Raw genomic sequence first — 24565 nt, forward strand, 5'->3', positions numbered from 1 at the left:
TTTAATTATGGAAGATTTACATTCAGAAACACAGAAAGCAGAACCGGAACCAGCACCCAAGGTTATTGGGCTCACCGGTGGTATAGGCTCAGGAAAAACAACGGTAGCCCGTTTTATTGAAGAATTCGGATTTCCGGTTTACTATTCTGATGACAGGGCAAAAGCCATTGTAAACGAGAGCGAAGATTTAAAGATCAGGATCAAGGAATTACTGGGGAATGAAGCTTATGATACCAATGATCTTTATGACAGAAAATTTGTTGCAGAAAAGGTTTTTAATAATAAAGATCTGCTGCAGGAATTAAACGAAATCATTCATCCTGCTGTAAAGATCGATTTTGAAGAATGGCTGAAAAAACAAACCAAGTACTTAGTATTTAAAGAAACAGCTTTATTGTTTGAATTAAAGCTGAACAGGCAATGTTATAAGTCGCTTCTGGTTACCGCTGAGGATAATATCAGAGCTAAAAGGGTGATGGACAGGGACGGAAAGACCTACCGCGAAGTAGAAGCCGTCATGGAAAAGCAAATGCCTGAAAAGGATAAAATAAAACTTGCCGACTGCATTATCTACAACAATACCAACCTGGAAGATCTCAAGGAACAAACCGAACAGGTGATTTTCAATATCGAATAAATAAAAACCCCCGACAGAAAATTCTATCGGGGGTTTTTATTCTACAACTTTACTGATTTCTGTAGACACAGGTTTTATAGTGCCTCAACAAATAATCATAAATTATCATTTCAAATAATCTTTGATTTGAAACAAAAAGCCGGTTGATATTCATGTGAAAAATGCTTTGGAAAAAATCCTGCAAAGATATTTTTAAGGAACCTTTTTCATTATGATCTGTAATGTTTTGAAAAACAATGCTGCTTTCTTCAATATGGGAAACAATCGTTGTTCTTTCTTCTGAAAATTCTTCTGATTGAAGAAAGTCTGTAAATTTCGGTTTAAATTCCCTGTATTTTTTATCCAGTTGGCTATTCAAATTTTTATCTGCATTAAATTCTCTTTTAAAAGCAGCATTAAAATCTTTGATCCATCCCAGTTTTTCCTGAACCGGGATTTTAAGTTTATTCAGAATTTCATCAATATAAAAAAGACTTACAATAATCTTCTCTTCATCATCGTAATGCAAACATTGTAGAGTAAATTCGCTGTTTTTATAGAATAAAGTCTCGGCATTTTCGATGGTATGTTCTCCATATCTTTCAATCTCTCTGTTGTAAGTATCAAGCAGAATATTAGAAATTTCTCCACTTTCTGTAAAGGGCTGAAGAGCTTTGTTAATTTTACCTAGTATTTCATTATAATATTCGGCAGTATTTAATTTAAATCTTAGCCTTACATGCGGCTTAGGATCATTATACCGGATAAAAAACCATTGTGAAATATATGTATTTTGTTTAAAAAGTTCTGTTAACGGTTGAATGGCTTCTTCCAGAATAACATCAGCCGTCTTTACTCCTGTATAGATTTTCAGATACAGCCATTCGGATCCGGGAGCAAATTTTCTTTTCATCGTTATTGGTTTTGATTCACTTTATACATTGGGAAAATAAATTCACGTTTGAAATCATCATTTTCATTGTATAAGAACTCTTCAATGATAATTGATTTCTGATTTTTTATAGCATCAATAAACATGTTTACCAAATCGCTGTTTTCCAGATTAACGGTAAGTTTATTGTCGGATTTTACCCATTGTATCCACTGAGGAATCTGTCTTTTCTTTCGCCAGTTTTTAAGTTCAGCAAGAAGCTCCTTTTTATTATTAATTAATGGTGAAAATTGCCCGATTTCTTTTTCCGTTACTTTCCACTGAGCTTTTGACAGAATGATATTCTTATACTCAACTCTTGGCAAGAACTGATAAATTTCGCTTAAACCTCCCCAATTAAAATACAATGCGGTACGGGAGTCCTGTGAATGCAGATCTGATAAAAAATGATAAACCGGCAAAGTATTGGTATAATAATTATGGACGTTGGTTAAATAAGGTTTAATTTCCTTATTCAGTTTTTTGGAGCGTAAAACAATTCTATTATTTCTTAATGAAATATACAGGTCATCTATTGGAATCTGGTTTTCCTCCGGCAAAGTAGATTGTGCCAGGTAAGGAATCTCATAATGTCTTAAGTTGGGTCTTCTGATTACATTTCCTATCCGTGCTTCGGGAAGGTGGATAATTTCTGCTACAACATAATCCGGATTAAGCTTCTCTTCTTTTCCTACAATGACTTTTGCCATATGCTGCACTCTTGATTTTTCTGAACAGAATCTTCCTAATAAATTGGCTGCACTGCTTCCTCCACCTCCATTTAAAACCAGCTTTTCCCGGCTATCTTCCGAAATAATTTCAGCCATAATGGACATTGTATCGGGAAGATCGTTCCAGTTTATCTCAAAATCATTAAAATCTTCATCAGATAATTTAATAGTGTATTCCTTATCTGATAATGCTTCCTGTAATTTTTGATTGAGAATGACCTGAACAGGATTGAGCTGAATATGAAGCTCCTGTTTCTTTTTACTTCCGGAAGTTTTCAGATCTTCCAAATAAGGATGCAAGCCTTTTACTGAAATATCCTGCCTGTAACCAATCCCTACTTCCATATCCAGAACATAGGCTAAAGGCATTTCCTCAGCTTCAAATCTGTCGTAAAACGCTTTTCTAAATTCTTCTAAATGGCTATTTTTATTGAGTAATGTTAATTTATTCAGAAAACTGATTCCATTTTTCAATTCTTTTTTCCAGTGGGATGAAAGATAGATTGTATTCTGGAAATACAGATCCGTTTGAAAAAGGTATTTCTTCTCATATTCAGGCTCACCTGATGTTTCCTCCGCCGAAATGAAAACAGACCGGATAAGTCGTTCTATTTCTGTATAAACCGAAATGGAGTTTCCTAACTTAAGATCCAATCTGTTCAGATGATCTTTTACAGAAATTAGGGTTTGGGCTTTATTTTCAGCTCCTCTTCTATTTAAAACGGAGATGATGGTGTCTAAAAAATCGTTCCCGGAAACAGTGGGTTCCAGCTCACTGACCAAAACCTGATTATCAATAAGCTCATTGATAAATTCTTCGGCCTCTTCTTTGTTTATTTCATCATTAACAAGAATTCCGGCAATCTGTGTAATAGTTTTTCCATGTGCTGAAAAATCTAAAATATGCTGTATTTCATCAGAAAGCGGGGCAGATGAAATAATATAGTCTCTCTTTCCTGACGTATACTGATATTCTATATAACGGATTTTATTTCCTATTGTATAAATACTGTTATTAGGATAAAATAAAAGTCGATTTCTGATTTCCGGTACTGTTACAAAGTAGTGGGCCAAACCAACCAGAAAGTGCATATCAAGTTTAGTATCACGAACTTTATTATCTGTTATTGGATGTTTCCCATCTATATAGGATAGGCCTGCATTATTGGCAAACTCTCCTGATCCCACTTCTGAAAATAGCCCGAAAGGAGTACATCGTGTACTCATTCTGTTATAGTATTTCAGTATGGTATTCTTTAACTTTTGGTGCTGGTTAGCTGAAAGTTCATTTTCTGAACCCAGCCACCGCATAAGTTCTTCATACAGATAAGGAGATGCAAGGTAAATTGCTTCCTGAAAAACAGAATTATGGCAAATTTCCCCGAGTTCCTGATCTGAAAGATAGATATCTCCTAATTTTTCGCGAAAGCTCTTAAGTGAGAAAAGCGGGGTACGAACAATAAATTCTTCGAGAAACTGGTAAGGGAAACGAGACATTTTATTTTTGGATGTTTTCTTTTGGCTGATAATCAGGATTTCCTAATTGCCACAAAGCGAAAGCAAAAATATCAGATAAATTAGAGTACGCATGTTCTACGGATACATTACCTCCGTGCCCTCCTTCATAATCTACTTTTAACAGTACGGGATTGGCAGAAGCATCGCTGGCCATAAGTTTTGCAGCAAATTTTACAGGCTCCCATATAGCAACTCTCTCATCATTTATTCCTCCTGTGATAAGAGTTGATGGATATTTTACTCCTTTTTTAATGTGATGATAGGCATCCATTTCCAATAAGGCTTTGAATTCTTTAGGGTCTTTTACCGTTCCAAATTCTTTGGCATTATTATTGGCAGAAATTTCGTCCCTGATAGCATTAGCCATTCCTACTTCAAGAATTACTGCTTTGAACAGATCGGGCCTTTCTGTCATTGCTCTTCCTACGGTAATTCCTCCGGCACTAACTCCCCAGATAGCTACTTTATCTTTGGAAGTATATTTTTCTTTTATCAGATATTCTGTACAATCAATTAAATCTCTCCATGTATTAGGTTTAGTTTCTTTAAACCCTCCTAAGCGCCATTTCTCTCCTTTTTCACCCCCTCCTCTCACATGGGCAATAGCTGTAATTCCTCCCTGAAGCGCCCATAGCATATACCCTTTGGCAAAATATGGACTATTAGACGTTCCATAAGAACCATAGCTATCAATCAAAACCGGATTTTTTCCATCCTTTTTAAGATTTTTACTGTAGATCAGGGATAACGGAACTTCTTCTCCATCTCTTGCTTTTACTGTAATTTCCTCAACAATAACGTCTTTGAATTCGGGATACTCTATTATCGGCACCAGACTTTCCAAAGAAAATGTGCCTGATTTCTGGTTATATCTGAAGCGCTGTTCATCATTGGCCCAACCGGAACAGGTCACCCAAATGTCTGAATAATCTTTCCCTTTGGATTGAAGATCAATACTTCCCGATATATAAGGAAGATGGATCGGAATATCTTTTCCGTCTTTATATAAATACAGTTTGGCTTCTATTCCGTTTTTTGTTGTGGTATAATAAATCCCATCTTTGGTTACATTATAGGCTTTAATGACCTCATCCTTTTTCTCCGGAATCAGAATTTCCGGATTTTTAAAATCCGGATTCTCAATATTAGTTTTGCACAGCTTATAATTGGGTGTATTATTGTACCTGGATAAGAAAAAACCCTCATTATTAACTACTTGCAGGGACCTGACTTTATCATCTCTATTATATAAAGGTTTCCAGTTTTTCCGGCCTTGCAGTAAGTCTTGTTTTTTGATAATAAAGGTCTGCCTGTAATCTTCATAGTCAACCAGCATTCCGACATAATATTTGTCATGTACATCAAAATCTAAAATAATTGGGAATTTTTCTTCCGTTATTTTTAAATCCGGATTATTAGCTGATGAAAATACATCGATCAGTTTTTTAGGATCAGTACCTAATTTATATAGTATGGTTTTAGTGTTTTTATAAAATTCCTGAGATTGGGAATCGTTAATAAGAAAATAAGAATAGAAAAAACCGCTGTTATCATCCAGCCATTTTACTCCTCCTACATTTGCAGGTTCTGTATTGGTAATAATTTCAGGATGAATGTGTTTGCCTTTTACATCCATTATAATGATCTCGGAAATTTCTTTGCCGTTTTTAGAGAGGGAAATTGCAATTCTATTACCTTCCCAATCCGGACTTATATAGTTAATTATAAATTCATTTTTATTGTCTGGGGTTTTATCCGCAGAAATAAAATCAGCAGGATCATAAAGCATTTCTTCTTTGCCCTGAAATCCTTCTCTGTAATATAATTTTGCTATTTTTTCATCTCCGTTTCTTTTCAGATAAAAATATTTGTTATTACGAGCTATTTTGAGATCGGATATTGAATATCCTTGTCTTTTATCAAACTCCAGTCTCTTTTCCTGATAATAATTCCGGTTGGGGATTTTATCAAGTATTGAATTGGCATAATTGGTTTGAGATTTCATCCAATTAATTGTGCCTAAATCCTGTAGATTTTCCAAATTCCTGTACTCATCCAATATCTTTACTCCATGATAATCATCATTAGCAGGTACTGAAGGGGCCGGATTAGATTTTTGGGCTCTGATAAAGACTACGAAACAGCTCGTAATAATAAATATTAAGATTCTCATCTTTTGATTGGCGGATCCTTAACAATTGGTGGGGTTGGTTCAACCTCATTGTCTTCAATAGAAAATGCCATACCTCCGCCTCCGCCATTAATAACTCTCATGTTATTCACTTTCATCAATTGTAGTTTCTTTAACGACAATTTTTTTTCATTTACAATCTGTTTTTTCATCAACAATTATATTTTAAAATTCGATGTAAATTAAAGAATATTTTTCAGATTAACCATAAGTATATAATATAGATTTATAAATTTATATTATCTCATCAATACAAAGTTCTGATATTAAATGAAATAAATATACATTCATTAATTTTTTTCTTATTCGCTTCTTTGATGAAGAAAAATGTACTTTTGTATTGTATTTATAAGGTGATGAGATTTATATTTCCTATTATGTTATTTTTTGGCAATTTAATTTTTGCCCAAAATGAAAGAGCTGATACTTTGAAAAAATTCAATTACCCAGAATTGAAAAATAAGTTTTATGATTATTACGATCATGATCAATCAACTGAATCTAAATTAATTGCTAAATATTATTTACAAAAAGCCAAGAATGATAAGAATAATCTTCAAATTGCAGAAGGCTATATTCTTATGCAGTTTAATGAAACTGTTCCTACCGCTTTAAAGTACATCGACAGCTTAGATATCATAACACAAAATATTAAAGGTAACCTGTATCCAGCCAGAACCTATTTAACAAAAGGAAATCTATATTATAAAAATGATAATTTAAAGGCTTCTCTGGATAATTATATTCTGGGATTGAAACATGCTAAAATGCAGAACAATCAGGAATTGATTGATATTGCCAACATGAATATCGCCTATCTGAATTATTATATGGGCAAATATGCTGCTGCTGCAAAAACTTTCAGGTACTATTTATATCATACAAAGGATGAATACCAGCAAGACCCCATGCGTGTAAGTCTTATTACCTGCTATATTGAGCTTAATAAAACCGATTCTGCGAATATCTTAATCAGGGAAGGGCAAAAGGCTGCGGTTATCAGCAAAAACAAATACAATATCAGCCAGTATTCTTATCTATCAGGATTGTATAGCTTTAAACTGAAAAAATATAATGATGCTATCAGCGAGTTATCAAAAGCCTATGATTATTTTTCCAGCATCAATGATAATAACGCAAATTACGCATTATTCAACATAGGTAAATCCTATGCAGCCTTAAAAAATAAAGAGAAAGCAGTACAAAACTTCATCACGCTAGATGCTAATATTCAGAAAACAAATTCCACTTCTTTCCCTGAGCTTCGGGAAGTATATACTTATCTTATTGATTACTACAAAGAGAAAAATGATAAGGTAAAACAGCTGTATTATATTGAAAGATTTATAAAAGTGGATGAAAAACTGGATGAGCAATTCAAATATTTGTCTACGGAGCTCCCTAAAAAATATGATACACCGAACCTTTTACAGGAAAAGGAAAGCATCATCAATGATCTGCAAAACAGAAAAGCAATTCTCAATGTATCTATTGTTTTTTTACTGATCGTACTTATGTTCCTTTCATTCCTGTACTACAGATCAAAGAAAACAGAAAAGCAGCATAGGAAAATTGCTCAGGACCTCATCAATTCTATTGAGATGAGAGATCTTGAAACTAGAGAAGCTAAAATTGTCATAAATCCTTCTCCAGTTATAGAGGAAATTGCAACAGAAGACAAACCAGAAGATAAAATAACAGAGGATAAAACAGCAAAAGCTACTCCTGAAGATATTACACAATTCATTTTAAAAGAACTGGAAATTTTCGAAGCCAAGGAACTTTTTTTGAAAAAGGGTATTACATCTGCCAGTCTTGCAAAAAATATAAAAACAAATACTACCTATTTATCAGAGGTTATCAATACCCAGAAAGGGAAAAATTTCGCGACCTATCTCAATGATCTGCGGATAGATTATGCACTGAACAGATTGATAAAAGATAAAAAATTCCGTTCATATAAATTAATGGCTATTGCAGAGGAATTAGGCTATAATAATGAACAGTCTTTTTCCCTGGCTTTTAAGAAAAAAACGGGAATCACACTTTCTGTCTACATTAAAGAGATTGAGAAATCTAATAATTCATAATAAAATCTCAATACTTTCATTTTCAAAATTTTAAAATTGAATTATTTATAAATCTATAGCTCTGGATTTATAAATCTAGGATTCATGTTCTTTTTTTGCGTCAGGTTCTTATGTAAGTTTGCTCCGGGTAAGAACACAAATAACCAGTTTTTTGTATGTGCACAGTATAAAAAACCAATTTAAAGCTGATCAGCAAAAAGCCCATGTCAGGGTTTATATGACAAAAAAAATTAATACTAAAATTTAAAATTTTTACAAAATGAAAAAATTAAACGTTTCACAAATGGAAGCTCTGAAAGGAGCAAGCCCTAGAGCTGCATTCTCATGTGGTGTAGGAGTTGGAATTGCAATCGGAGGATTTGCAGCTACAGGCGGATTATCATTATTAGCTTTGGCTTTGTGTATTAACGGAGATTCTTAAAAAAAATTAATATTATGAAAAAATTAGATTTAGCACAACTGGAAAAATTTCAAGGACAAGGAGGTAAAAAAAGTGATTGGGATTACTTTCTTGACGGATTAGCTTGCGGATATGGACTTGCTACTGTTACAAATCCTTTCGGAGCATACCTTGCTTATCACAGCTGCGGGTTTTAATTAGTATTAGTGCTGTCTAAAATTAGACAGCACTAATTTTTAAATACTTTATCGGATGAAATTATGAGAAAAAATATCCAGATCTTATACATTGTATTTTGTACGGTTATGATCCTCTATTTATTATTTATTCGAAGGCCTATGGAAACAGATAGGGTTATTAATTATGTCCTTTTTCTGTTTTTAGGAATAGCAGGTTTAAGAAAAATGATTAAAAACTAAATTCTACCAGGAAAACTCATCTCTATATCTTATTAAATATTTTTAATTGTTATGTACCTGTTAGAAAAACATTCTAACTGTCAGCCGCTTTTAAGCAGTCTAAAAATTATCCGACAATAACCTTTAATTTCTTATTCTCTTTAATAATGAAAAATTCCATACTTTTCATAAGTATTGTTCTATGCTATCTTTTACTTATTTATTTAGATACAACCTACATTACTACAAACTCTAAAATCATAGATTTTTTAGCCAAAGATTATCCCAGTAAAGCAATACAGGATTATATAGAAAGCCGGCAAAAATGGTGGTGGCTTGAATATTCCATAACCCCCATACTTATCGGACTCAAAATTTTACTAGTTGCTTTCTGCCTTAACTTTATCAAACTCTTTGATTTACCGGGACTGGAAAAATTAAAATTTTCAGATTTAATCACCCTTGTTTTAATAGCAGAATTTGCTTTCATTATCGCAGGGTTTTATAAGTTTGTCAATTTCTACTGGATTGATACGGATTATACAGTGGAGAATCTGCAAACATACTATCCTATCTCCTTATTGAATATGAAAGAATACATTTCACCGGAGAAATGGCTTGCTTATCCTTTGCAGCTGGTTAATCTGTTTGAATTTGTTTATTGGGGAATTCTGGCATGGGGAATCTGGGAACTTTCGGAACAGAAAATCAGCTTCAAAAAATCTTTTGGCTTAACAACAATAACTTATGGGGTTGGTCTGTTGTTTTGGGTAGGTGTTGTTTCGTTTTTCATCTTAAATGCACAGTATTAATATGAAAAAAAATAAACTCTTAAAAATATCTGCCGCAGCTATTCCCATTCTGTTAATTGGGTTAATAGTCTATTTATTTTTAAACTTCCTGAAGAAGAAAGAAAAAATAGAAGCACTGAAAAACGTTCCCGCATTCAGCCTCAAAACTATTGACGGAAAAACTTTTACCCAGCAAAATTTAGTCAACGAACAAACTAAGGTCATCATATATTTCAATCCCGGCTGCCACTTTTGCCAGGCGGAAGCAGAGGAATTGTCTGCAAACTATAAAAACTATAAAAATATCCAGTGGATATGGGTGGCCAGTGAACCGTTGCAGGAAATCAGACAATTTGCTGTAAAATACAAACTGGATAAACAACCAGATATTTATTGGTGTCATGATGAAATGGCAACACTTTATCAAAAATTGGGGATGAACAGTGTTCCTTATTTTCTTGTTTATGATAAAAACAACCATCTCATCAAAAGAACTTCAGGAGCTATAAAACTAGAAAAAATCATAAATAACTTTGATGAAGGAAAATAAGCACATAAAAAAAACATTCTCTCTTCAAAAGGATTTAACCGACTGTGGTGTTGGATGCCTGCAATCTCTGGTTCAATATTATGGCGGCCATATTTCATTAGAGACTTTACGTGAAAAAAGCGGAACAAGCAAAACCGGAACTACCCTACTGGGACTGCATCAGTGCGCCAATTCCATAGGTTTTGATGCCGAAGGCTGTGAAGCTGATATAGAAGCCCTCATTGAACATGGCGAACCCGTTATTTTACATACTATTATAGATCAAAAATTTGAACATTATGTTATATGCTATAGCTACAATCTTTCTGAAAATCATCAATTTCTTATCGGAGATCCTGCACAGGGTCTAGAATACTGGACAAGGGAATACCTGGAAGAAGTATGGCAGTCCAAGACCTGCCTTACCCTGAAGCCTAATGATGGATTTCAAAAAAAAGTTCAAACAGATTTACAGAAAAGGAAATGGCTTAAAAACCTCATAAAGGAAGACCAGGAGGCCATTTATACCATTATTTTTCTAGGTCTGGTTTTTTCATTATTGGGTATGTCAATGTCTATTTTCTCACAGAAACTGATAGATGATATTCTGCCAAAGAAAAAAGTATCTGTATTATTATTAAGCATAGCATTTCTCGGGTTTCTTCTTTTTGCAAAAGTAATTATTCAGGCACTGAGAGAACTCTATATTATTAAGCAAAGTAAATCCTTTAATGAGAGGATTAATAAGAATTTCTACTCTTCCCTGCTCCATCTTCCCAAAATGTTTTTCGACAGCCGGAAGGTGGGTGATTTTGTGGCAAGGCTTAATGACACCCAAAGAATTCAAAACGTCATAAAACAACTTATTACAAACACTGCCGTTGATATTCTGGGTATCTTAATATCTACAGGTTTTCTCTTTTCTTATTCCTGGAAGCTGGCTGTTGTATGCATCATCATTTCACCGGTCATTTTCTATATTATCTTCAGCTTTAATAAAAAAATCATTGATGCCCAGAGAAATGTTATGCAGTCTTACAGTATCAATGAAGCGAATTATATTGACAGTATAAGAGGAATAGAAGTTATCAAGGGATTCTCCAGGCAGTCTATGTTTATCAGGAGAAATGAAAACATATTCGGGCTTTTCCAGACAAGGATCTTTGAGCTTGGAAAACTTAATTTAAGCATTGCATTGTATTCAGGATTGGTATTAGTGTCTTTTCTTCTCATCATTCTTGGTTTTTCTTCCTATAATGTTTTGAACGGAGAGATTAAAACAGGGGAATTAATGGCTATTATAGGAATTTCCAGTTCCTTGCTTTCTTCCATCACTAATTTAGCATTGGTTACCATTCCTATACAGGAAGCCAAAGTTGCTTTCGACAGAATGTTTGAATATTCTTCATTAGAAAAAGAGAAAACAGAAGGCCTGGAAATTACAGGGATTAAAACGATTGAGGTTGCCAATATTGATTTCAGATTTAACGGAAGAAGCAGGCTGTTAAACCAGATCTCTTTTTCTATACAAAAAGGAAATGTAACGTGTCTTCTTGGAGAAAGCGGAAGTGGTAAAACCACATTAACGGAAATATTACAAAAGAATTACCTGCCGGAAAACGGGGAAATTATCATTAATAACAGTATCCATTTAAAAGACATTTCTATAATCAACTGGCGTAGCCTCACCGGTATAGTTCCACAAAATATACAGCTATTCAACGGAAGTATTCTGGAAAACATCATGCTGGAAGAGCAGGTTGATCAGCATAAACTGCAAAAGCTGATTTCACTTGGTTTTGATAGGTTTATTAATTCTCTGCCTCAGGGCTTTTTAACATTGGTAGGCGAAGAAGGAATTAATCTGTCTGGCGGCCAGAAACAATTGCTTGGCTGGATGCGTGCTTTGTATCATGATCCGCAATTCCTGATTCTGGATGAACCTACTTCTTCTTTAGACAAAGAAAACAGGAGATTTATTTATGAATTAATTCAAAAGCTAAAATCTGAAAAGGCTATTTTCATCATCAGTCATTATTTAGAGGATCTGAAAGAAATTTCAGATGATATTCTAACAATCAGGAACACTCAAATCATGAATTATTCAGTTAATTAATATACATCTTGGATAACTAACTCCAAGATACAATTCACCAAATACCCGCAATAAAAAAGCCCTCATTACTGAGGGCTTCTTCTATTTGAAATTTAAATATTATTCTTTAATAAATTTCTTCTGAACTGTTACTCCATTGTCTTCGATATCTATTACATAAATACCACTGATCAATTTGCTAACATTCACCTGGTTGTTAAGCAGAATACCGTCTCCGATAACCTGTCCTGTAGAATTGTAGATCTTATACTTCGCTCTTTTGCTGATATTCTTCACATACAATACTGAGCTTACAGGGTTAGGGTAAATCAGAATCTCCGTTTGATTAACAGAGTTCGGTACTCCCGGTTTAGAGATTCTCACTGAGTAATCTTCTACTTCCCCATTGGCAAAATTAGTACAGTTCACAGGAATTCCGTCTCTCATCATTGCCACTCTCATTACCACATACTTATAGTTAGTCATACTTACGTAAGCATCTACAGGTACGCTGAATGTTCCTGTAACAGGACTTGTAGTGTTTGGAGGTGATGTAAATATTCTTTCATCAAGATCGAAATATCCGTTTCTGTTGAAATCGATCCATACCGCGATACCTTCATCGTGATTAGTTCCGTTCCATTTTTTCTCAATCGTGATCTGGTTTCCTGTAGATCCCTGAACCATTTCAATAAATGTATCAGGTACTCCTGTATAGTTTGTATAGCTGGAAGGTCCTGACTCATTCTCCATCTTAGGTCTTCCGTTCGGAACTACCGTAACTTTGGAGATATGCTCGTTAACAGCATTCTGAGATCCCATCTGGCAGTAAACTACTGTAGGGGTAGTGAAATAGTATGGAGGTGTGTATGTACCCGGTGTACCACCGCAAACGTTTACAACCTGCATTTCATATTTCGTTTCTTCCAGTAATCCTGTTATTGTGTAAGTATTCGTTGTTAAAGGAACATTAGTCCAGCTTGGAATACCTACCTTTCTGTATCTCAGGATATAAGTTGCACCAGGGAAGCCTTCCCATGTAACTTCAGCCCATGTAGGAGCGATCTGAGTGATCGTTAATCCCGGAGGAGGAAGTTCACAAGTTCTTTCCGTAGTAAATACTTTCGGATTTGAGTACGGGTTAAGAGTAGTTTCTCCAACACATTTATTAGCAACTCTTACTTCATATTTTGTATATGGATCTAAACCTGTTAACAGATGAGTATTGGCAGGAGGTGCAATGTTAGGAACCTGAGTCCATGTGGCAGCTCCTACTTTTCTCCATTCCAGTGTATATGTAGAGCTTGCTGAAAGCGGTGCCCACGTAATCAATGCGGAGTTTGTAGTAATATTACTTACCGTCACATTCGGAGGCGTAGGATCACATCTTGTTACAAATGTTTTGATAGGTGTGAATGTTCCTGTAACATCTCCACAAACAGTAGCTACCTGAACTTCATAGATTGTAGCCGGAGTTAAGCCGGTTAATACAAGGGGCAGGTTAGCCAGCAATGCCGAAGCATATACTTCTGTCCATGCTCCCGGAGGAGGTCCCTGAACTCTGTATCTTACAAGATAGGTTACGTTGGTTGCCGATCCTGTTAATGTAAGTGTTGCAGAGTTATGAGTTGCTACAATCGTAGGCTGGTTTGGTGTTGCATTACTACAAGGTCTGATTCTTACCGCGTAGTCTTCAACTTCACCATTTGCCGCATTCTGACATAATACCGGAGCACTTGTACGTTTAAGTACAACTCTCATTGTAGTAGTAAGCGGACCTGTATAAGCTGTTGCCGGAACTGCAAAAGTAGCAGTAACAGGAGTAGCAGTACTTGCCGCTGAATTCAATATCTGTTCAGATGTTTCGAAAACTCCGTTTCTGTTATAGTCAATCCAAACTGATACGGCATCATTACTTGTTGCACCTGTCCATCCTTTTGCTACAGATAGCTTATTGTTGGCAGAACCTGCATCAAGAGTAATTAATGTCTGAGGTGTTGTATAGCTTGTATAGTTATTCTGTACAGTGGTATTACTCATCACCGGAACTCCAGGGTTGGAAGATGTAACGGTTACATTTGAAATGTGGTCGTTAGTTCCCGTACCTGTCATCGGGCAGTATGAAAGTGGCGGTGTTGTAAATTGAATTGCTGTAGAATATGGTCCTGTAGATGTTCCACATGTAGTAGAAATCTGCACGTCATATTTAGTCTGCTCAGCAAGACCAGGAATAGTATAATAATTTTGTCCGGCCGGTAAAGTTACAGCCGGGATTGTATATGTTCCTGCAGTTGCCAGTTTCCATCTGATGGTATAAGTAGCATTCGCAGCACCTAACCAATATACTGTAGCTGTAGAAGCCGTCAGGTTGGTAACGGTAATGTTTGTAGGTGGCGCAGTAGTACATGCAGGCTGGTCAATAAGTTTCACCGCATAATCTTCTACTTCACCCCAGGTGAAAGTTCCACAAGCAGCCGCCGTAGCACTTTCTCTCAACGCTACACGCATACGGGTAGTAAGGTTTCCTGTATAAACTCCCCCGGCTGCATTTGGTACAGCAAAGGTTGCAGTAACAGGTGTTGTAGTATTACTTGGTGAGTTCAATACCTGCTCAGAAGTTTCAAAAATACCGTTTCTGTTAAAATCAATCCATACTCCTGTTCCAAATGACCATTGAGTCCCCGGCCAGGTTTTTTCGATAGTAACAGTATTAGCTCCTAAACCTCTTACCAGGGTAATCAGTCTTGCAGGATCTGTAGTGTAATCTGTATAATTGCTGAAATCTGAAGTACTGGTCATTGGTATAGCAGCATTCGGATTTACAGTAACTTTGCTTATATAGCCATCAATAGTGGCGCTTGTAGAAGCAGAAGTACAATATGTAATGGTAGGAGTTGTAAAGGTCGTACTTGTAGAGAATGGACCTTGTGTTCCACAGATTGTGGCAATCTGAACTTCATACTGTGTCTGTTCTGTAAGGTTGTTTATCTGATAACTGCTCGTAAGAGGAGTCGTGATATTTACTGTAGTCCATGTTGTAGCAGTTACAGCTTTATATCTTAGTACATAAGTAGCACCTGTTGAAGGCAGCCAGCTTACGAGAGCTGTAGTTGGAGTAACATTTGAAACCGAAATATTACTTGGAGGTGCCGTAGTACATGGCTGTAATGCCATAACTGTTAATGTAAAGTCTACATAGTTACCGGAATTCGCTTGTCCGCAAGGAGTAAGTGTTCCTGACCAGGAAGTTGCAGTCCTTACCCTGTAATTACCGGGAGCCTGTGCTGCAGGAATAACAATTGATGCTGTTCCGTTTGTGGCAAAAGTGGTAGTTGCCAGAACAGTTTCGCCCGGGTCATTAAAGTTCATATTATTATTCCAGTCAATCCAAACATAATAATAGTAAGTACTTGTTCCGGAATTCAGATTCATTGTTACAGTGTTACTAGGCAACGCTGTAATGGCTGAAGCTGTACTGTTGACATAAGCGGAATAAGAAGTGGCCGCATAGTTTAAATTCGTGATACCACCTGTTGTGTTAACAGTTCTCAGATAATATGTGGTTGAAGTACCTCCCGTAGGTGTACAATATCCTGTAAATATATTAATAGGTCCCACCCATGTACTCTGATCCGCTGTACTACATTTTGATCTTACCCATACATAATAAGCAGTATTGGCAATCAATGGAGAAAGTGTTGCACTTGTTCCTGTAGTAATAGTTTGTGAAGCTGGAGTTGTAGGGGTTGGAGCTGTAGCAGATGTACTGTAATATATTTCATATCCTCCTGCAGGGGCAGGTGAAGGAGCGGTCCAGCTTACTGCCGCACTTGTTGGGGTCACAGTACCTAATGTAAATCCTGAAGGAGGTATACATGAAGGAGCTGGTCCAAAAGTCAGCTGAACATTGGGTCTGTTGGATGTAACAGTACCATCACTTGTAGGAGCTGTAGTATCCTGTTGGAAATACATATGCCTTGAGGTAGCAGAAGAATAGGTAAAGGCACTTCCTGTAGAAGTTCCTCCTCCACCTCCTCCATAGTTGGTTTCAACCAATACCATAAGGTTTTCTGTTCCATTGTAATAGTAGGGGGTTTGTAACGTAAAAGTATTCCATCCGGTAGTAAAACTTGCAGAGTTTCCGGTATATACCAGAGTTGCTCCACTCGTTGCTGTTGCCCAGTTCTGTGCTGTAATAGTTCCTGTTGCAGCTGGTACTGACTTTAAATAAATTTTTACCGGGGTATTTACGGAAGTTGCTGCTGTAGCATTCCATGCTACGGACAGTACGCTTCCACCCGCGGGCAGATTTATTTCCGTAGCGGTATAAAGCGATGCAGATCTTTCATAACCATAAAAAGAGCCCAAAGGATATCTTTGAGTACTGGTTCCTGTACCAATTGTAACCGTTTGTGCCTGTAAAATGAGTCCGAAGACCATACAAAGCAATGTTATGAGCGCCCTGGAAGGCCTGCTCAATTTACAGAGTAAAAATACACTCATATTTTTTGAATTTAGTTATAATAACAATAGTAAATAAGGTATAGTATTTCTTATTCAATGGTGTTCTAAGTTTGAAACATCCATTTTTACAGATAATCTGTATTGAAAAAAGTAGTTTTTTAATTCATACGCTAATATTTTAATAATTACACAAATCTAATAATTTTTTCACTATTAATATATCCATTCAAATATTTTTTTGTAAAAATTTCACAATAATAATACATTCTGCATATAAAAACATAAAATCCTCAAGCGGGCCTGAGGATTGTATATTGCTTTAATTGTTCTTATTTTTTAATGAATTTAGAACTGAACCGATCTTTTTCTTTTTCATCAATCGTGATTACGTAGCTGTCTTATCCGATACTTTGGCTACATTCAGGATATCACTTACCGGATTAGGGTAAATCCGGATATCGTTATTCGGATTACCAACTTCATTTGTAGTCGATATGCTCTATTTTTTATTAAAACTTATAGGCAATATTCCATGCAAAGCCCATATTGAATTTGTTTGAACTTCTTCCGAATCCGGGAACTATCATTGGTATAATTTCATCCTGTTTGGAGGTGTATACCAAATATCTTGGCTGAAGATTAACATCTATATAAAAATTGGATTCAAATAGCTGTACTCTTCCACCTAACGTTCCTTCCAGCCAGGCAGAAGTCTGTGATGATGACGGAAATGCTACAGATGACGCACTGCCTCCATATCCGCGGACCGGAACTGCCATATACTCCTGATTGTAGAACGCCCCTCCTATCTTTCCTCCTGCATAAAAACCGTTGAATTCATTTTCAAGATCTTTTGCCAGCATATAAAATGCACCCAGTTTTACAAAGGGACCGCTTGCTTTGGCATCGTAACCATTCTTTTGGTACACATTTTTTTCAAAACCGGCCTCTGCAATAGCATGAACATTCCCTTTCACTTTTGATGAAATAAATCCCTGGTAAAGTACCCTGTCTGAAAAGAAAGAAACACCGGCATTAAGGACATCAAAACCTACCATAAAATTAGGTTTGTATTTTTCCTGTACTTTTGGGGCTTCTTTGGTTTCTTTTTTTTCCTGGGCAAAACCGGTTATGGCTATGATGCTAAAAAATAAGGAAAAGATTAGTCTTGTCTTCATTCTCTATTTGATTTTGTCCTGCTTCGAGCTTCTGTACAGGATTGGATTGTGTTAATTGTGAGCTTAAATTCTCGTAAGTCTTTTTGATTCCGCATCCCGGAGAAACGTATATACTTTTTGTTGTATAATTAATCCGGACATGAGATTCTGTTCCTTTATCCGCAAGCCTGAAAAAAACGTCTGTGTAAGGTGAATCATCAACTCTTAACGGAATAAGCCTTGAATCTACTTTCTCGGTTTTCCCCAGCTGTACTTTACCGGCTCCATAGTCTACTGCTACATATAATGAATCTAAAGTCACTGCTTTACCGGATTCCAAAGATTTGAATGCCACTTTCATTCTTGGTGTTCCTTCACCGCTTTCACAGATATCGTCATCGCCACCACAGGAAAAAAGGATTCCTGCAAAGCAGATCATGATGAGAAATTTAAAATACTTCATATTAAGATTTGAGATTCAAATTTAAATAATTTATTTTTTAACAAGCAGTGCTATGTTTTCAACGTGGTGGGTTTGCGGGAACATATCTACCGGCAATATTTTTACAAGGGTATAATGTTCTTTCATCAAGGCAAGATCTCTCGCCTGTGTTGCTGAATTACAGCTTACATAAACTACTTTTTCAGGAGCAAGCTTAAGAATCTGCTCTACCACTTTCTGATGCATCCCGTCTCTTGGCGGATCGGTAATTAAGACATCTGCTTTTGGATGATTTTCCAGGAATTCATCGTTGAAGACATTTTTCATGTCCCCACAATAGAATGTAGTATTGGTAAGGCCATTTAATTTGGCGTGCTCAATAGCAGCATCTATGGCTTCCTGAACGGATTCTATACCGATAACATGCTTTGCGTTTCTGGCAACATATTGTGCAATAGTTCCGGTTCCTGTATACAGGTCATAAACAACTTCATCACCTTTCAGGTCGGCAAATTCCAATGTTTTTCTGTACAGTTCCAATGCCTGTTTGTAATTGGTCTGAAAGAAAGATTTGGGACCTATTTTAAATTTCAGTCCGTCCATTTCTTCCATCAGGAATCCTTCTCCTGAATAGGTATTGATATCTAAATCATAAATGGAATCATTCTGCTTTGAATTGATGGCATAAACCAGCGTTTTTATCTGTGGAAACTGTTCCAGTAAGAACTGGAAAAGCTTTTCTCTGTTTTCTTTTTCTTCTCTGTAAAGCTGAAATAGAACCATCCACTCGCCTTTAGAGTTTTGTCTCATCATCAGGGTTCTCAAAAAGCCTTCCTGGTTTCTTACATCAAAGAAATCCAGCCCGTTGTCTACACCGAACTTTTTTACAGCTAAACGTATTGCATTGGACGGGTCTTCCTGCAGAAAGCATTCTTTCAGGTCCAGGATTTTACTCCACATTCCCGGAATATGGAATCCTAATGCATCTTTGTTTCCGAAATTCTCTTCGGAACTTATTTCATATTGGGTAAGCCATCTTGCATTGGAAAAGGAAAACTCCATTTTATTTCTGTAGAAATACTGTTCTTCGGCTCCTAAAATTGAAACGGTTTCAAAATCATCAATTCCCCCGATTCTTTTAATATTGTTATATACTTCTTCCTGTTTGAAATCAAGCTGTTTTTCGTAGCTCATATTCTGCCACTTGCATCCGCCGCAGGTTCCGAAATGAATACATTTAGGATCTACTCTGAATGGCGATTTTTCCAGAATTTCTACAGTTTCTGCTTCATAATACTTGGACTTGGATTTTTTCACTCTGGCATTAACCACATCTCCGGGAACTGCTCCGGAAATAAGCACAGTCTTTCCTTCTTCCGTTTTTCCTATGGCAACACCTTTTGCTCCTGCGCCAAATAATTTAATATTTTCAAGAATTATATCTTTCTTCTTTCTCATCCTAAACTCTATTTCTATTTTTTCTAATACAGCTGAAATAAATCTCCGCTTTGATCTGGCAAAAATACAATAAAAAAAACCTTATCCGAAGATAAGGTTTCCATCTATGTTAAAGTTTATTATTTTGTTGGTGCAGGTTGCGGACTTGCAGGCTGTGCAGGAGGGTCAATCTGCATTCCCGGCATCACCTGAGCACTAGGCTGTACTTTTGGTGCGGAAAGCCCTGTAAGTTTATCCAATATTGTTACTACTTCCTGTTCGCCAAGGTTTACAAAAGATCTGCCGGCAATTTTACCGTCTTTATCAACAATTACAAAGCAAGGCAGTTTAAATCCGTACACTCCGTATTTTTTTGCAATATCTGATTCCAATCCTTTTTCTCCGTAAACATTTGTTCCAGGAATTCCTTTTAGTAATGCGCTGCTGGTTTTCACAAACTGATCTTTTGTATCGTCTACGTTTACAAAAACGAAGTTCATTTTAGATTTATAGAAATTTACGACTTCTTTCAGTACAGGAACTGTTCCTTCACTAATGTAAGGGTTCCATGATGCATAGAAGAACAGCATATAAGGTTTTCCTTTGTTTTCAGAAAGCTGGTAAGATTTACCGTCTGCTTTTACCAATGGTGCTTCAGGAGCAGCTTCCCCTACTTTAAGACCGTTAACGGCTAATTGCATTTTAACTAGATCTGCTTTGATGGCAGCATCTGTAATATCTGTATCGATGATTTTTTTAACTTTATCAATATTCTTTGCAGGAGCACCCGGATGAATATCCTGAGCTACCACAAATGCCAACAGATAATCTTTCGCTGTCTGCGAAACTTCTTTTCTGTCTTTCAGGAACTGTGCAAAAATTTCAGAAGTGGTAACATCTGTTTTACCTTTAGTTTTTGCTTCTGCATATTTTTGGAAATCAGGGCTCATTTTTACAAGCAAATATTGTCTGTACAGCGGAATGGTTTTTACCAATACGTCTTTGTTATCCTGCAATTTGTTTTCGTAATCCTGGAACGCCTTGGAAACTTTAAATGACGGGTTTCCTGACATCTGGCGCTGTGCCATTTCATAGTTGGCAAGAAGGTTAAGAACGGTTACTTTCACGTCATTCTTTTTCCACTCCAGAATTCCTTTGCCCGGATTATTTTTCTGAGCAAGCTCTTCTACATTTTTATTGATATCGGCTTCGATTTTCTGAGCTCCTTTTAAGAATGTTTTCTCATCTCCGGACATCAGCTGCTGGATGTTGATCTTACTTCCGTATTCTCCCAGGAATTTTTGGCTTGCCTGAAGGAAATCATTATTTTTCTTAGCATCTCCTGTAACTACAAATTCATTAGGGAAGGTCATTGAATTTCCGGAAATATTTAATTTCTGCCCGCCTTCAAGATAAATCAGGTTTTGTTTTCCTGCGTAGTTGATTACATACATTCCTTCTTTAGGAGCTTCAAAGCTTCCTGTAAAGCTTCCATCTTTATCTAAACCAATATTAACAAGAGGAAGGGTAGCCACACCGGAAGCTTCAACAAATTCAATTCTTTCGAGTGGTGAGCTTCCTGTAATTTTTCCTTTAACTTCAACTTTTTTTGAACAAGACATCACAAAAGCTGTGATGATAAACAATAAAAGATATTTTTTCATTTCAATTTTAATATTACGCAAAAATACGTTTTTTACGGCTTGCTGATTAACACTATTTATTTTTTTTGAAAATTTTATGAGAACCTTTAAAAATGGGACTTCGAAGGCATTTTTATTCTCTAAAATTTTTCACAGGAAAAAGAATACTAGAAATGATAATCTTTTTCTCGTGCTCACCAAATATAAACTTATTAAATAAGAATACCTTACCTGATCAACAACTTAACAAACTTTAACAGCCACGGGTATGTATAAAGAAAATCGCCTTCGTAATGAAGGCGATTTTTATATGTATCTGAATAAATTCTATCCGTTATCTACCATGGCAGCCATGTATTCTCTGTTCATTCTGGCAATGTTTTCAAGAGAAATTCCTTTCGGACATTCTACTTCGCATGCTCCTGTATTCGAACAGTTCCCGAATCCTTCTTCGTCCATAGCTTTTACCATGTTCAGAACTCTTCTTTTCGCTTCTACTCTACCTTGAGGTAAAAGGGCATACTGAGAAACTTTAGCTCCTACGAACAGCATTGCAGATCCGTTTTTACAAGTAGCCACACATGCACCACATCCGATACATGCTGCAGCATCCATTGCTTTGTCTGCATCTTCTTTAGGAACCGGAATAGCATTGGCATCCAATGTATTACCTGAAGTGTTCACGGAGATGAAACCTCCGGCAGCCATTACTCTGTCGAATGCGCTCCTGTCTACCATTAAGTCTTTGATAACCGGGAAAGCCGCACTTCTCCAAGGTTCAATAACGATGGTTTCACCGTCTTTGAACATTCTCATGTGAAGCTGACATGTTGTGATTCCCGTATCGGGACCATGTGCTCTACCGTTGATATAAAGGGAACACATACCACAGATTCCTTCACGACAGTCGTGATCAAAAGCGATAGGTTCTTTTCCTTCGTTGATGATATTCTCGTTCAGAATATCCAACATTTCTAAGAAAGAAGAATCTGTAGAAACGTCTGATATTTTGTAGGTCTCGAACTGACCTTTAGTTTTGCTATTTTTTTGTCTCCAAATTTTCAGGGTAAGATGAAGGCCTTTTTTTGCACTCATAATTATTTATTTATAGGTTGGAGATTATTTGTAACTTCTTGCTTTAACTTCAATGTTCTCGTAGATCAGGTCTTCTTTATGCAGAACTTCTGTGGTGATATCATCTGTTTGATATTCCCAAGCTCCTACATATTTAAAGTTAACATCATCTCTTTCTGCTTCACCTTCTGGAGTAGCATGATCTTCTCTGAAGTGTCCACCACAAGATTCGTTTCTGTGTAAAGCATCAATAGCCATCAATTGTCCAAGCTCGATGAAATCTGCCACTCTGAACGCTTTTTCAAGTTCAGTGTTCATTCCATCGGCATCACCGGGAACCTTAACGTCTGCCCAGAAATCTTTTTTCACCTGAGCAATTTCAGCAATAGCTTCTTTCAAACCTTCAGGAGTTCTTCCCATTCCCACTTTATTCCACATAATGTGTCCTAATTTTTTGTGGAAATAATCTACTGAATGGGTTCCTTTATTATTTAAGAAGAAATCTACTTTATCTTTAATTTCTTTTTCAGCCTGATCAAACTCGTTAGAATTTGTAGGAATTACACCTGTTCTAATGTCTGCTGAAAGGTAATCTGCAATCGTGTAAGGAAGTACAAAATATCCGTCTGCCAAACCTTGCATCAAAGCAGAAGCTCCCAATCTGTTAGCCCCGTGATCAGAGAAGTTAGCTTCACCAATTACGAAACATCCAGGAATTGTAGACTGTAAGTTGTAATCAACCCAAACACCACCCATTGTGTAGTGTACTGCAGGATAAATCTTCATTGGAGTTTTGTAAGGATCATCTGCTGTAATCTTTTCGTACATTACGAATAGGTTACCATATTTTTCCTCAATCCAGGCTTTTCCTAAATCATAGATTTGCTGATCTGTAGGATTATGAATATGTTTTTCAATAGCGGCTTCTTTACCTTTTTTGATGATCTCTGTAGAGAAATCTAAGTAAACACCTTCTTTAGTATCATTATTTTCGATTCCGAAACCAGCATCACATCTTTCTTTACCAGCTCTGGACGCAACGTCTCTAGGCACCAAGTTTCCGAATGCAGGATATCTTCTTTCCAAATAATAATCTCTATCTTCTTCTTTAATATTTTCCGGTCTAAGCTTTCCTTCTCTGATGGCTACAGAATCTTCAATTTTCTTAGGAACCCAGATTCTTCCTGAGTTTCTAAGAGATTCTGACATCAAAGTAAGTTTAGACTGCTGTGTTCCGTGAACCGGAATACAAGTCGGGTGAATCTGTACATAACAAGGATTTGCGAAATACGCTCCTTTTTTGTGGATTTTCCAAGCTGCAGAAACGTTTGAACCCATTGCGTTGGTGGAAAGGAAATATACATTTCCGTAACCTCCAGAAGCGATAACAACAGCGTGAGCAGAATGTCTTTCGATCTCACCTGTCACCAGGTTTCTTGCGATAATTCCTCTTGCTTTTCCGTCTACAATTACCAATTCCATCATTTCATGACGGTTGTACATTTTGATTCTTCCTTTACCGATCTGACGGCTCATTGAAGAATAAGCACCTAATAATAACTGCTGACCTGTCTGTCCTTTTGCATAAAAAGTTCTCTTTACCTGAACTCCACCAAATGAACGGTTATCTAACTGGCCACCGTAATCTCTTCCAAAGGGAACACCTTGTGAAACACACTGGTCGATAATATTTGCAGAAACTTCAGCAAGTCTGTAAACGTTGGCCTCTCTTGCTCTGTAGTCACCACCTTTGATGGTGTCATAGAACAATCTGTAAGTAGAGTCACCGTCACCCTGATAGTTTTTAGCAGCATTGATACCTCCCTGTGCAGCAATTGAGTGTGCTCTTCTCGGAGAATCCTGATAGCAGAATGCTTTTACGTTATATCCCTGTTCAGCCAGTGTAGCTGCAGCGGAACCTCCTGCCAAACCTGTACCTACAACAATAATATCAATCTTATCTCTGTTGTTTGGTGCAACAAGGTTCATATGGTCTTTATGATGCTTCCATTTATCCTTTAAAGGACCAGCCGGAATTTTTGAATCTAATTTACTCAT

General features: G+C 36.5%; 17 protein-coding genes. 7 read left to right on the forward strand and 10 right to left on the reverse strand.

Annotation, left to right across the window (positions count from 1 at the left end):
* The first annotated feature begins 7 nt into the window (after positions 1–7).
* Positions 8–637 (forward strand): dephospho-CoA kinase, encoded by a 630-nt coding sequence (gene coaE, locus HNP36_RS18145; protein ID WP_184167137.1) that lies wholly within the window; start codon positions 8–10, stop codon positions 635–637.
* A gap of 49 nt (positions 638–686) precedes the next feature.
* Here the strand turns inward: coaE and HNP36_RS18150 are convergent, their stop codons facing one another.
* The 3 genes from HNP36_RS18150 to HNP36_RS18160 are packed head-to-tail and all read right to left on the reverse strand — an operon-like array spanning position 687 to position 5969.
* On the reverse strand, positions 687–1529 hold the full coding sequence (locus tag HNP36_RS18150; RefSeq protein WP_194304158.1) for a thiopeptide-type bacteriocin biosynthesis protein: 843 nt from the start codon (positions 1527–1529) through the stop codon (positions 687–689).
* A gap of 2 nt (positions 1530–1531) precedes the next feature.
* Positions 1532–3775: a lantibiotic dehydratase family protein gene (locus HNP36_RS18155; protein WP_184167139.1), complete on the reverse strand. Its 2244-nt coding sequence runs from the start codon at positions 3773–3775 to the stop codon at positions 1532–1534.
* A 1-nt stretch (position 3776) separates the two neighbouring features.
* Positions 3777–5969: a prolyl oligopeptidase family serine peptidase gene (locus HNP36_RS18160; protein ID WP_184167143.1), complete on the reverse strand. Its 2193-nt coding sequence runs from the start codon at positions 5967–5969 to the stop codon at positions 3777–3779.
* 470 nt (positions 5970–6439) lie between these two features.
* Between HNP36_RS18160 and HNP36_RS18165 the strand changes: the two genes are divergently transcribed.
* The 6 genes from HNP36_RS18165 (at position 6440) to HNP36_RS18190 (ending at position 12311) form a co-directional block, all read left to right on the forward strand.
* Positions 6440–8077 carry a helix-turn-helix domain-containing protein gene (locus HNP36_RS18165; protein ID WP_184167147.1) on the forward strand — a complete coding sequence of 546 codons (1638 nt, stop codon included), beginning with the start codon at positions 6440–6442 and terminating at the stop codon, positions 8075–8077.
* A 259-nt stretch (positions 8078–8336) separates the two neighbouring features.
* Positions 8337–8498 carry a hypothetical protein gene (locus tag HNP36_RS18170; RefSeq protein WP_184167149.1) on the forward strand — a complete coding sequence of 54 codons (162 nt, stop codon included), beginning with the start codon at positions 8337–8339 and terminating at the stop codon, positions 8496–8498.
* A 14-nt stretch (positions 8499–8512) separates the two neighbouring features.
* Entirely contained in the window at positions 8513–8674 is a 162-nt protein-coding gene (locus HNP36_RS18175) for a hypothetical protein (RefSeq protein WP_184167151.1), read from the forward strand.
* Positions 8675–9042: 368 nt separating this feature from the next.
* Positions 9043–9687, forward strand: coding sequence for a hypothetical protein (locus HNP36_RS18180; protein WP_184167153.1), 645 nt, complete (start codon positions 9043–9045; stop codon positions 9685–9687).
* Position 9688: 1 nt separating this feature from the next.
* Entirely contained in the window at positions 9689–10216 is a 528-nt protein-coding gene (locus HNP36_RS18185) for a TlpA family protein disulfide reductase (protein ID WP_184167155.1), read from the forward strand.
* Positions 10203–12311 carry a peptidase domain-containing ABC transporter gene (locus tag HNP36_RS18190; RefSeq protein WP_184167157.1) on the forward strand — a complete coding sequence of 703 codons (2109 nt, stop codon included), beginning with the start codon at positions 10203–10205 and terminating at the stop codon, positions 12309–12311. The genes HNP36_RS18185 and HNP36_RS18190 overlap by 14 nt, the downstream gene beginning before the upstream one ends.
* A gap of 99 nt (positions 12312–12410) precedes the next feature.
* Here HNP36_RS18190 and HNP36_RS18195 read toward each other — a convergent pair whose 3' ends face one another.
* From HNP36_RS18195 to HNP36_RS18225, 7 genes are all read right to left on the reverse strand, one after another.
* The gene (locus tag HNP36_RS18195; protein WP_184167160.1) at positions 12411–16793 is read right to left on the reverse strand and encodes a GEVED domain-containing protein; all 4383 of its coding nucleotides are present in this window, start codon (positions 16791–16793) and stop codon (positions 12411–12413) included.
* Between the two features lie 470 nt (positions 16794–17263).
* Positions 17264–17932, reverse strand: a complete 669-nt coding sequence (locus tag HNP36_RS18200) for a DUF6048 family protein (protein ID WP_184167163.1) — start codon at positions 17930–17932, stop codon at positions 17264–17266.
* The gene (locus tag HNP36_RS18205; protein ID WP_184167166.1) at positions 17898–18374 is read right to left on the reverse strand and encodes a DUF6452 family protein; all 477 of its coding nucleotides are present in this window, start codon (positions 18372–18374) and stop codon (positions 17898–17900) included. The genes HNP36_RS18200 and HNP36_RS18205 overlap by 35 nt, the downstream gene beginning before the upstream one ends.
* Positions 18375–18404: 30 nt before the next feature.
* Positions 18405–19811 carry a 23S rRNA (uracil(1939)-C(5))-methyltransferase RlmD gene (gene rlmD / locus HNP36_RS18210; protein WP_184167168.1) on the reverse strand — a complete coding sequence of 469 codons (1407 nt, stop codon included), beginning with the start codon at positions 19809–19811 and terminating at the stop codon, positions 18405–18407.
* A 119-nt stretch (positions 19812–19930) separates the two neighbouring features.
* Complete coding sequence (locus tag HNP36_RS18215) at positions 19931–21454, reverse strand: TlpA family protein disulfide reductase (RefSeq protein ID WP_184167170.1); 1524 nt, start codon at positions 21452–21454, stop codon at positions 19931–19933.
* Between the two features lie 306 nt (positions 21455–21760).
* Positions 21761–22528 carry a succinate dehydrogenase/fumarate reductase iron-sulfur subunit gene (locus HNP36_RS18220; protein ID WP_184167172.1) on the reverse strand — a complete coding sequence of 256 codons (768 nt, stop codon included), beginning with the start codon at positions 22526–22528 and terminating at the stop codon, positions 21761–21763.
* A 24-nt stretch (positions 22529–22552) separates the two neighbouring features.
* Positions 22553–24565, reverse strand: a complete 2013-nt coding sequence (locus HNP36_RS18225) for a fumarate reductase/succinate dehydrogenase flavoprotein subunit (RefSeq protein ID WP_184167174.1) — start codon at positions 24563–24565, stop codon at positions 22553–22555.

It is taken from the genome of Chryseobacterium shigense, assembly GCF_014207845.1.
GTDB lineage: Bacteria > Bacteroidota > Bacteroidia > Flavobacteriales > Weeksellaceae > Chryseobacterium > Chryseobacterium shigense_A.